This is a genomic window from Magnetococcales bacterium (assembly GCA_015231175.1).
In the GTDB taxonomy this organism is placed as follows: Bacteria; Pseudomonadota; Magnetococcia; order Magnetococcales; family DC0425bin3; genus HA3dbin3.
Genome location: JADGBZ010000077.1, coordinates 5,790 through 16,324, shown reverse-complemented (window position 1 = coordinate 16,324; position 10,535 = coordinate 5,790). Strand labels below are relative to the sequence as shown.

Here is a 10,535-nt window from a genome sequence, read left to right as displayed (position 1 = left end):
AGGACAGCGTCCTGGTGGGGTTCGGGGCGAAGCCCTGACAAAGGCTTTCATGTCCTAGCTTTTCCTGCAAGGGTGGTGAACAATTACGCATGCTGAATAGTTACAAAAAACCCCTTGCGCAGACTCGCTCCCCCATGTCGGCCCGTCATGGTCCATCCGCAAAATACCAAAAACGGGGAGAGGTATGCAAATCCTCCTTCAGACGAAAGACCTGCTGATGGGTCAGAACGTAGCGAATCTCGCTGTCGGGATCGAGCAGATTGCCAAAAATGCGCGCCCCGGTGGGACACGCCTCCTGGCACGCCGGCATCCCTCCCTGGCGGGTTCGTTGCAAACAAAAGGTACACTTTTCCATCACCCCGGCCATCCGAGGCCGATTGCCCAGATAGTGGGTTTGCAACGTCACCTCATCTCCGGTCAACCGGGGTTTTCCCCAGTTGAAATGACGTGCCCAATAAGGGCAGGAAACGGCGCAATAGCGACACCCGATACACCAATCATAATCGATGACCACCACGCCATCCGGCTCCTTCCAGGTGGCGCCGACCGGACAGGCCTGCACACAGGGGGGATCATCACACTGCTGACATTGCACAGGCAGATACCATCGGCCCGGAACCGGAACCTTTTCCGGTTGATAATAAGGGTCTCCCTTGGACAAGTCCTGTTGACCGGCATCCATCTCCAGAACACGAATATTTTGCAGAGTACCATCGCGACCGCAATTATTCTCCTGCACACAAGCCTCCACGCAACGACGGGTGCCGGCGCATTTCGACAAATTGAGGGCAAAGGCAAAAGCGACAGCTGGTTGCGGCAGCGTGGCGCTGCACGTGGCCTTGACGCCGTAATCGCGCTGGATGCGACGTTCGATCCGTGCCAAGGCGGCAACCACCTCATGGGGTTGCATGCGCAGATAGTGATCCTGGAAAAAACTCCCCAAGGTATCCGAAACCGCACCATCGGCGTCGGCCATGGCCAAGAGGCTCCCGCTGCCGGCCATGGCCAAACCTGTGGCTACACCGCCCTGCAACAGGCGACGCCGCCGCCCATCAACCGGACCTTCGTTTTCAGGCAAAGGGGTCATACTGTCCCCTGCCGCTTACGAGGTGGGGGTGGATCCGGCAACCAAGGGCGGCTCGCCGGTTGATGGGCGTCGTGACAGACGCGACAGCGCAAGATGGCACGCGGCGTTCCCTGCCAGCTCCCCACACGCTTGCCATGCACTCCTGCCTGCCACTTGCCCACATTCCGGCCATGGCACAGGGCGCAAAGCCGGTCCTCTTCGTTCCAGGTCACTTCGCTCTCCCCGCCGGCGCGCAACTTCTCCCGCCCATCGCTGACGTGGCAATCCAGGCACCACAGCGTTCCCTTGCCATGGGAGAGAACCAACGCATTATGGGGCGCCAGCAAAGGTCGTGGCTTCGATACACTCTCCAACCAGGCGTGACAAGCCGCACAGTTTGGTTTGGCCACCGGTCCCACACGCGCAAACGGGGGAGGAACACCCTCCCCCACGGCGATGAATGTCCACCCCGACACCACAAGCAGGGCCAGCCAGGTCCACAATAACCGCTTCACCCGACGAGCTCCCACAACACCCCATCTACCTGGAGATTGTCCGAATCACTTTTGTGAATACAACAGGTTGCATTGCCTCGGCAGGCACCTTGTCAGCCATCTTGTGCATCATGGGTGGCAAAAGCAATCCGTAGCGCAACTCGGCCTGTACGCTCTGCACCCCTTTGGCAGGTATGTGGTACGCCAACGTGCGTGTCTCCTGCGGTTTCAGTCGGGAATCTCCAGCCAATTTCGTGGCCATGGCAGGCGGTACCGGACGGCCTTCGGCATCCACCAGTTTCATCATCAACATGGCCTGCTCATCTTCTTTGCCAAGCGTCGCCGGATCATTTTTCCAAATGGTTTGACCGCTTGCATCCCGTGCAGTCAGCTGTAAGGCAACCCAACGGAATGGCGCCCCGGTTGGAAAATTATGGACCAGATTGTTGCGCAGTGTCACATTCACCAGAACCTGCTCGCCTTGTGCCGTGGCAACCAGATCCAGCGTGACCCCCCGTTTCAGCATGCTGGCATCATGCCCGCCGGCCATGGCATGACTGGCATGCCCATTGACCGTAGGCATATGGCACGATTGACAGGTCACCGTCTGACCAGCCGCCGCCAACTCCGGCCCTGTGGCACAAACGGGCACCCCCTGGGGATTGTTTTGTTGCTCATGACACCCCAGACAGAGATCGGAACTCTGGAACAGAGTCCCATTCTGGACATGCGGGAAAGGATTGACAGTGGGGGGGGCGCCCGCACCATTCCCGGGCGACATGGCAGGCGCCTGGCCGTGGTGAGCGCCATAGGGCCCCTGCAACTCTTTCAGACTGAAAGTGTAGGCCGCATTCCCCAAACGCAACTGGCCGTCGCTCCCCTTGACCCCATGAAACGCCTCCATGGTGTGACAACTCACACAATTCACCCCTTCCGTGTAGGCCGCCATGGCATCCAGTCGGGTCTTGCCATCCTGGGCGGCATTGGGAGCATGGCAGCGAAGACATTCGGGGTAGCCGCCCGTCTTGGGGGTTTGCACCCCCTCCTGGGTTGGGTCGCCGATCATCACGCGATACATCGCCCCGTGCAATGGATCATGAAGTGCAGAACTTTGCGCATGCATTGATGCCTGCCACTCACGAAAAATCTCCTGATGGCACTCGCCGCAAGCCGCCGCAGCTATATGCCGGAGCGGTGGCCGCTCCATTTCCGCCTGGGCATCGGCAACACCACAGGAAAGCGCCACGGCAAACAAACCCCACGGCAAAACCATCTGCCAAATCTTTCGCACCATCATTCTTTATTCCCTCTCCTGAGCCTTCCCGGGAAAGAATTTCCCACGAAAATGGCACAATATGCCGTCCTACAGACCTCAGTGGACCACCAGGAAAAGCACTCGCACCACACTCCTTCCAATTCTTTCATTTTAAACGACAAACAAGCCAGGAAAGAAATGGCACGTTTACTGCTTTGTCATAGACATCCCTGACTCAAGGGAAACAAAAGGCAGCGTATGGTTACACGAGAGAAGCACTCGACTACTGGAGACGACCCCCATGACTTTCATCCTTCATACCAGCCCGGGCAAAGGGCACTCCCGCCTGATCAGCGAGACAACAATCGACTCTTTCGGCGCAGACACTCCCGATGTCGATCTGCATGTTGCGCACAAACTGGCACACGGCTCACGTTCGGCTTTCAAACCCATTCAACGTATGTTCCGAGATATATCAACCCACCAGATTGTCCGCAACGTCTGCACGGAAGCCAAAAACGCCCTGCTCACCACCCCGAGCCCTGCCCTGGCCAACCTGTGGCCAAGCCGTGAAGCGACCCAAGGCCAGTTTGTCCCCTATTGGGGTTCACCCCGCTCCCTGTCGCCCCTGGCTACCTGACGGCGGCCCCTCTTGCACATGGCCATGGGGCATCATCCGCCGCCCATTTTCGAGACCAGCTGGTACACGGGCGCGAACAGGGCAATGATAATGGCTATGAAAAGGCCACCGCCGACGGCCAGAGCCACTGGCTCGATGATCTTGGCGATATTGGCCACAAGCAGCTCCAGCTTGATCCTGTAATCCTCGGCAACGTAGTTGAGCTGATCGGACAAGGTACCGCTCTGCTCCCCAACGCCGATCATGCGGACGACAAAACTCGGAAAAATGCGCGCCTCGTGAAACGAGTCCCTGAGGCCATTACCCTGCACGAGATGCGAACGCACCTGGGCCAGTTTTTCCTTGTAAATCTCGTTTTTAAGATTTTGGCTCATGGTATCCAGACTCTTGAAGATATCGACACCGGATTGCAACATGAGACTGAGATACTCGGTGATGAAGGCCAAGTTGAAAGATTGGATGATCATCTTGATGACCGGAATCTTCAACCATAGGCGGTGAAAAAATCTCCTGGTCGGCTTGTGGATGTCGTTCGCGAGTTTCAATAATCTGTACAATACGAAGATCGCCACCATAATCATGAGGATGTAATCCTTCAAGAAGTCCGAGGCGTGGATGACGGCAACAGTGAACCAGGGCAGCTTCAACTCGGCTTGTCTGAAAAGTTCACTCAGGACCGGAGCAACGACCACCAGCCAGAAGGCCATGGCCCCAAAGATGGCCGTAAACATGAACGCAGGGTAAATCATGGCCGATTTGGTGTCCTTCATGATGCGATCGACCCGTTTGACGTGATCTCCGGCATCTTTGAGCGTCCGGTCCAGATTGCCGCTCTCCTCCCCCAGTTTGACCAGGAAAACCATCGCCCCGGGAAAGTGTTGAGGATACATCTTGACCGCCTCGGTCAGGCTCACACCACCCTCGACACGCATGGCAATCTCATTACCCAGGCGCGCCAAAGTGGGATTATCATGTTCACCCATGGCATCCTTGAGGGCAGTCAGCAGCGGAATCCCGGCGCTCAACATGACGGCAACGTTATTCAATGCCTCGGCCAGTTCCGCCTTGGTGACAGGCGTGGCAAAAAACTCCATCACCGCACCGAACAACCCGGCCAGCACCGGAGGAATAGCCTCCACAAAGAGGACCGTACTCCCTTTCTTTTCCAGATAGGTCATGGCCGAGACCGGATTCTGGAAGGGCAACTCGACCCACCCGCCCCGGACTCGTCCATCCTTGTCGATCAGCTTGTAACGAAAATACGCCATAACTCCTCCGGTCGGCACTCTTTCCTCAATAACCAAGCACCCGGATCACCTCACTGACGGAAATATCCCCCCGTTTCAGCTTGGCCCGGGCATTATCCATGATGTCTATGAAACCAGCCTCCTTTGCCGAGGCAACCATGTCGTCCAGGTGGTCATCCCGGGCAATCTGCGTCGAAAGATTCTTGTCGATTCGGAGTATTTCATAAACCAGCGTCCGCCCGAGAAACCCGGTACCGAAACAGGTCGGACACCCCTTGCCACGATACAACACCTTGATGGTCGGATCCCCTACATAATCCAACTCCTCCTGGGTGGGTTTGTACTCTTCGCGGCAGGTGGTGCAAATACGCCGCACCAGCCGCTGACTCACCACACCCACCAGGGAGTCGGCCACCATGAAGGAGGGAATCCCCAGAGAACGCAAGCGTGGCAAGGCACCAAAAGCGGTGTTGGTGTGCAGCGTGGAGAGCACCATATGACCGGTTTCCGACGCTGAAATGGCCGTCTCGGCAGTCTCTTTGTCGCGGACTTCACCGACCAGAATGACATCCGGGTCATGCCGGAGAAAATGGCGAATGGCCGAAGCGAAAGTATAACCCGCCTTGACATTGATCTGGGTCTGCCGCACCAGCGGAATCCGATACTCGATCGGGTTTTCGACCGTGAGCACGTTCTTTTCGGTCAAGTTCAAGGCCCGGACCGCAGCATAAAGGGTCGTGGTTTTGCCAGAACCGGTAGGGCCGGTCAACAGGACAATACCGAACGGCTCGTTGAAAATCTTCCGCAAAAGGAGCACATCCTCCGCCTCGAAACCCAACTGCGACATGCTCATGAAGTCGCTGCGCATGGGCAGCAGACGCATAACCATGTTTTCGCCAAACGGGCAAACCGTCGTGGATACACGAAAATCGTAACGGCTGCTCAGAATCGTCTCGGAAAAGCTCCCATCCTGGGGAAGACGTTGTTCTGCAATGTCCATATCGGCGCGCATCTTGAGCGTCGAAATCAATCGCTTCATGCTGGTGGGCATGGCAAACATGGAACGCATCACACCATCGACCCGGAAAGCGACATTGATGCTCCGGTCCATGGGGCGAATATGAATATCCGAGGCCCGCAGCTTGACGGCCAGTTGAAACAGATGGTTGATGAGGGGATCCAACGCCCGGACATCATCAACGTCAGCCGCCAGCAACTGGAGCTCCTTCTGCAACAATTTTTCGACCGGATTTTCCAGAAAATAGTAGTAATACTGAGCAGCATTGCGGATTTTATTTTTTTCGCCCTGACGAAACCGGGGGCGCAAACCTGTGTGCCGACTGACCAACTTCTCCAATTGTCCCACGTCATCATTGGCCGATATGATCTGAATCTCGCCCCCGGCATGGCTCAGTGGGAGAAAATGGTGCAACTCACATAGATTTTGATTGAAAAGACGCAGGGTGTCCTCGTTGGGAATCACCCGATCCACATCCACATACTCCCGCTTTTCCTGTTCGGCGATGGTCGTGGCCACATCGTACTGGGAAACAAACCCGAGCCTCTCCAAGATCTCACCAACCCTCTCCTTGGTGATTTTTTGATCCTGAAGCGCCAACTCGATATGGTCCTGCGTAATGAGCTGCTTATCCTTGAGCAACTCCCCCAACGGTTTTTTCTGCGCACCTTCCGCCATGGTTACCACCCTCTTGTTGATCGACTGCCGGAACGGTTCACAAGCCACCCTTACCATCCACACCAGACACTGTGGAATGGTACTCAAGGATGAGCCTGTCCTGTTGGAAATAGGGTTCCAATTTTTGGGATAAATCCGCAGCCTCGCCTTGTGATGCAACCGGCCCAACCCGGATCGTCACCCACTCCTTACCGGTCTCTCTGGAAACAAGCGGTTGCTCAAACACAGAGAATCCCTTATCTTTTAACATCTTAACAACATGACTCGGATCCGCGCCCCGCTCCACGCTCGCAACCTGCACCACCCACTGGGTTTTCTCGTTCTTGGCAGCGACACTCACCTTGTCCGGAAGTATTTTCAACGGCTTCGAAGTGAGCGGGGGCCCAACCACAACCCCGGGCTTTTCACCTGCCCCCGCCTCGGATCCATGGGAGAGAAGAAACAATGTGGCGGCATCGGGCTGTCCGGTCAATGGAAGGCCAACCTTCTTCTGGAAACCCACCAGGGCCAACAAGGTGTACCTCCCGGCTATCCCATCCACCGGCTCCTTATAAACCTGATTCCTGGCCAGCATCTCCTGCAACTTGCCTATATTTTCATCTGTTTGCCCAAAATAAACCATATCAACCCAAAATGGCGGCTTCCAGAAGAACATGTGCCTCTTGGATCCATCGCTCAAAGTATGTGTCATGATGGCATGACGCGCCTCCACTCCGGGCGGCAGATGTTCCAGTTGGACCAACCGGTAGCCGGTCTCCCGGGCAATTTTTTGCTCGGCAACATCAAGGGAGCCAGTCACCAAACCACGGGAAAAGGACTCAGAGAACGACTCCAGCCCGGAACGAGCCATGAAACGAAGCAACTCCGCTGCGACCGGGACAACCAAACCGGACCGATCCTCATGCAAATGCAGCCGCTCCTGGATATGGCTCACCACCTGCTGCGCGTTACGCGCCTGCTCTCGCATGGCGGCAACCTGTCTGCTGGCATCATGGGCCTCTTTCTCGGCCCGTTCCCGCGCAGCCTGCAACTCAACGAGTTGATCCTGCATTTTATCCGATGTCAAATCAACCTGTTTTTGTTGGTAATCCTTTTGCAGAGCCTCGGCCTGCTGTTGTGCAAGCTCGGCCCTTGCCAATACCTTCTCCACGTCCGAACGTAAAGAACCTGCCTCGGCGACCGCCTTTTGCCGCATGATGTCCAACTCGGCCAAGTGTTTATCGCTGTCGTTCGCCTTTTTCCCCGGCGCACCCGCCTCACCCAGGGCATGTGTTTGTCGGAACTGGGCAAGCAGCTCCGCCGCACGCTTCCCGGAACTGGCTATCCTGGCATCGGCCTCATCACGGGCGGCTTTGATTTCATTTAAAAACTTGCGCCGCCCCCTCTGCCATTCCGCCTCACCCCGGGTCAGTTCCTCCTTGGCCTTTGCAACGACATCCTGCGCATTTTTTTTGATATCCTCGGCCTGGGCCATGACATGGGCAACATTGTTGCGCGCCTGGGCGGCCTCGGCCTCGGCCTGTTCCCGCAGCGCCTTGGCCTGGGCCAATTTTTCTTCCTGCTCGCGCGTCTGTCTGGTCAGCTCGGCCATCTCTTTCGCGCGCGATTCCGCCTCTGCACGCGCCTGAGCCTCCTGCCTGCGCGCCTCCGCCGTTTCCGCCTGTGCCTTCTCCTGGTCGGCGAAGGCCTGGGTCAAAGCCCTGGTCTGCTCCTGGACCGCAATCTGGATCCTGGCCAACTCCTCCTGGGCCCGGCTCCCCTCCTGCTCCCCTTTTTGCCGGGCCTCAACGGACCGAAGCAACACCTCCCCCTGCCGTTTTGACTCTTCCATCGCCCGTTGTAAAGCCTGTTCAGCCCGTTGCACCTTCTCTTCGGCCTCTTCGCGCATCTTGCGCGCTTGTGCCAAAACTTCCTGAATGTTTTGGCCATCCGCCTTTTCAACACCTTTGGCTGCCTGTGTCAGGACTTGTGCCTCGCGGATTTGGGCCTGGGAAACCTCCTGTCGGGCCTTCTCCTCGGCCTGCCGGGCCCGGGCAATCTCGGTCTTCGCTGACTCCTGGGCTGCCTTGGCCTTCAACTCTTCGGCATGCGCCTTCTCCTGAGCGGCCCTGGCCTTGGCCGCCTCGGCCTCGGCATGGCGCTGCATGGTCTTGGCCTTGGCCAACTCCACGGAAACCGACCCCCCTCCCTCACCCCTCGGAAAAGAGTCGGGATGCAAGACGACCCACGCCAAGCCGGTCACAACCACCAAGACCGGGCCACCCCTGAAGGCCCAACGCTTCCACGGCCACTTCGGCATGCCAAAACCCACCTCCGCCGCCACCTCCAGCAACAGCCGCTTGCTGATCCTGTGGGTGTTGTAGGCGAAGAGGCCATAGAGACAACGATCCATCAGATTGTTGATTCTTCTTGGATTGCCGCCTGTCAAAGCATGCATCGTCTTAAAAATCCGGTCCGTTATCTGCACCCCCCCCTGCGAACCAGCCGTATTGAGCTTGAAGTAGACATACTGCTTCAGCTCCTCCTGGCTCAGAGGCAGCACTTCGGCGTGGACAACGACACGGCTTTTCAACTGCCGCATCTCGTGCGTGTTGAGCTTGTCGATGAGCTCCGGTTGGCCAACCAGGAGAATCTGCACCAGTTTCTCGGCGTTAGCCTCCAGATTGGAGATCATCCGGATCAGTTCCAGGCTCTCCGTCGACAAATTTTGGGCATCGTCAATGATGATGGCGCAATTTCTACCCATTGCGTAACGGTCCATCAAAAACCGGTTCAGGGCCTCAATACGACCCTGCATGGTCTCATCCTTGGTGGCGATCCCAAAATCCCTGACAATCTCGTTGAGGAGATCCGAACCCTGCAAAAAGGTATTGAACACCAGGGCCGACTCGACCCCCTCCCCATCCAGGAGACGCAAAATTCTCCGACTTATGGTCGTCTTGCCCAGTCCAACCTCACCCGTCAAGACCAAAAAACCTTTGCGTGTGAAGATACTGTGCAAAACCTCCGAGATCAACGCATCTATCCTGGAGGGCAGGAAAAAGTACTCACTATCCGGGGAGACCGGGAACGGGTTGCGCTTTAACCCAAGAAAATCAAGGAAGGCCTCCTTCTGCGCAACCATTTCTTCTCATATCCTCCCATCCTATCCTCTCCCGTTCAGCCACCTCAAACCCACCAGCCCACACGGGAAGCAAACCGGCCAGGACGACACGATTCCAGCTGTCGTCGAATCTAAACCCACCAGTCAAGCGGGAAATACCTCTAACCCAGTGTCGCCACCGTCAATTCAAAAGCTGGTGAAGATAAAGCGGGAAAAACTTCCAACCCAGTGTCGCCACCGTCAATTCAGATGCTGATGAAGTTCACGCAGCTGCCGATCACCGGGATAGCGGCGCATGAGATCCTTCAGACGATCACGAGCAGAAGATTGTTGTTCAGTCTTCATCTCGACGATGACCATGTTTTTGGCTGCATCAAGATCGTTCTTTCTCTTCTTCAGGACATCCTCCAACAAACTCCCCGCCTGCAAATATTTCCCTTCCCGCATATAGACATAAGCCTGCATTTTCATGACATAGGGGTTGTTCTCCCCCTTCATGGCCGCAAGCTTGCTCAACCCGGAGTCCACCTCGCCGGACGAACCATCGGCCAAGGCTTTCCTCACTTTAGAAACGGCGTGAGCTGTTTCCACGGTCCTCTTTCTGATCTGATCGGCCACGGCATTCGCCTGGGCCATACCCTCCGAAGACACATCCGCAGCATCAACCTTGGCAGCAGGGGCACCCCCCCCACCCTTGCCTGCTCCGGCCTCGCCACGTCGCCCAGCCAGATGCCCCCCCTCCGAAGAAGCGCCAGTGGACTTTCCCTCCCTGGCAACCTTGGGGTTGACACCCTGCTGCGTATCCGCGCCAGCCATGTCGTTCATCAGTTTTTCCAGGCGCGCCGCATCCGCATCGGCAACCTGGCTCTGGACGGGTTGCCCCCCTCCCATCGCCTGCCCCAAGGAGGCAGAGCCAGGGACACCCCCGGCCTGTGCAGCACCTGATCCAGGCTGCGAACCACCCGCTCCACTCAGCATGGCCTGACCCAGACGGGCAGCATCCGCCATCGCAGCAGCCGGGTCACCCCCAGGAG

The 10,535-nt window shown here is 57.0% G+C and carries 8 protein-coding genes; 1 reads left to right on the top strand and 7 read right to left on the bottom strand.

Going from position 1 to position 10,535, the window contains the following annotated elements:
• Positions 1–145: 145 nt before the first annotated feature.
• The 3 genes from HQL63_13305 to HQL63_13295 are packed head-to-tail and all read right to left on the bottom strand — an operon-like array spanning position 146 to position 2,857.
• Positions 146–1,087 (bottom strand): 4Fe-4S dicluster domain-containing protein, encoded by a 942-nt coding sequence (locus HQL63_13305; protein ID MBF0177805.1) that lies wholly within the window; start codon positions 1,085–1,087, stop codon positions 146–148.
• A complete protein-coding gene (locus HQL63_13300; GenBank protein ID MBF0177804.1) occupies positions 1,084–1,581 on the bottom strand; it encodes a hypothetical protein in 498 nt (165 codons plus the stop codon). The genes HQL63_13305 and HQL63_13300 overlap by 4 nt, the downstream gene beginning before the upstream one ends.
• A 25-nt stretch (positions 1,582–1,606) precedes the next feature.
• Positions 1,607–2,857: a cytochrome c family protein gene (locus HQL63_13295; GenBank protein MBF0177803.1), complete on the bottom strand. Its 1,251-nt coding sequence runs from the start codon at positions 2,855–2,857 to the stop codon at positions 1,607–1,609.
• Positions 2,858–3,116: 259 nt separating this feature from the next.
• On the opposite strand from HQL63_13295, the gene HQL63_13290 reads away from it, so the two are divergent.
• Positions 3,117–3,455 (top strand): hypothetical protein, encoded by a 339-nt coding sequence (locus tag HQL63_13290; protein ID MBF0177802.1) that lies wholly within the window; start codon positions 3,117–3,119, stop codon positions 3,453–3,455.
• 32 nt (positions 3,456–3,487) lie between these two features.
• Here the strand turns inward: HQL63_13290 and HQL63_13285 are convergent, their stop codons facing one another.
• The 4 genes from HQL63_13285 to HQL63_13270 form a co-directional block, all read right to left on the bottom strand.
• Positions 3,488–4,723: a type II secretion system F family protein gene (locus tag HQL63_13285; GenBank protein MBF0177801.1), complete on the bottom strand. Its 1,236-nt coding sequence runs from the start codon at positions 4,721–4,723 to the stop codon at positions 3,488–3,490.
• A 25-nt stretch (positions 4,724–4,748) separates the two neighbouring features.
• On the bottom strand, positions 4,749–6,398 hold the full coding sequence (tadA, locus tag HQL63_13280; GenBank protein MBF0177800.1) for a Flp pilus assembly complex ATPase component TadA: 1,650 nt from the start codon (positions 6,396–6,398) through the stop codon (positions 4,749–4,751).
• 37 nt (positions 6,399–6,435) lie between these two features.
• Positions 6,436–9,522, bottom strand: a complete 3,087-nt coding sequence (locus tag HQL63_13275; protein MBF0177799.1) for an AAA family ATPase — start codon at positions 9,520–9,522, stop codon at positions 6,436–6,438.
• Positions 9,523–9,741: 219 nt separating this feature from the next.
• On the bottom strand, positions 9,742–10,535 hold a 794-nt coding region (locus HQL63_13270), incomplete at its 5' end, for a tetratricopeptide repeat protein (GenBank protein MBF0177798.1).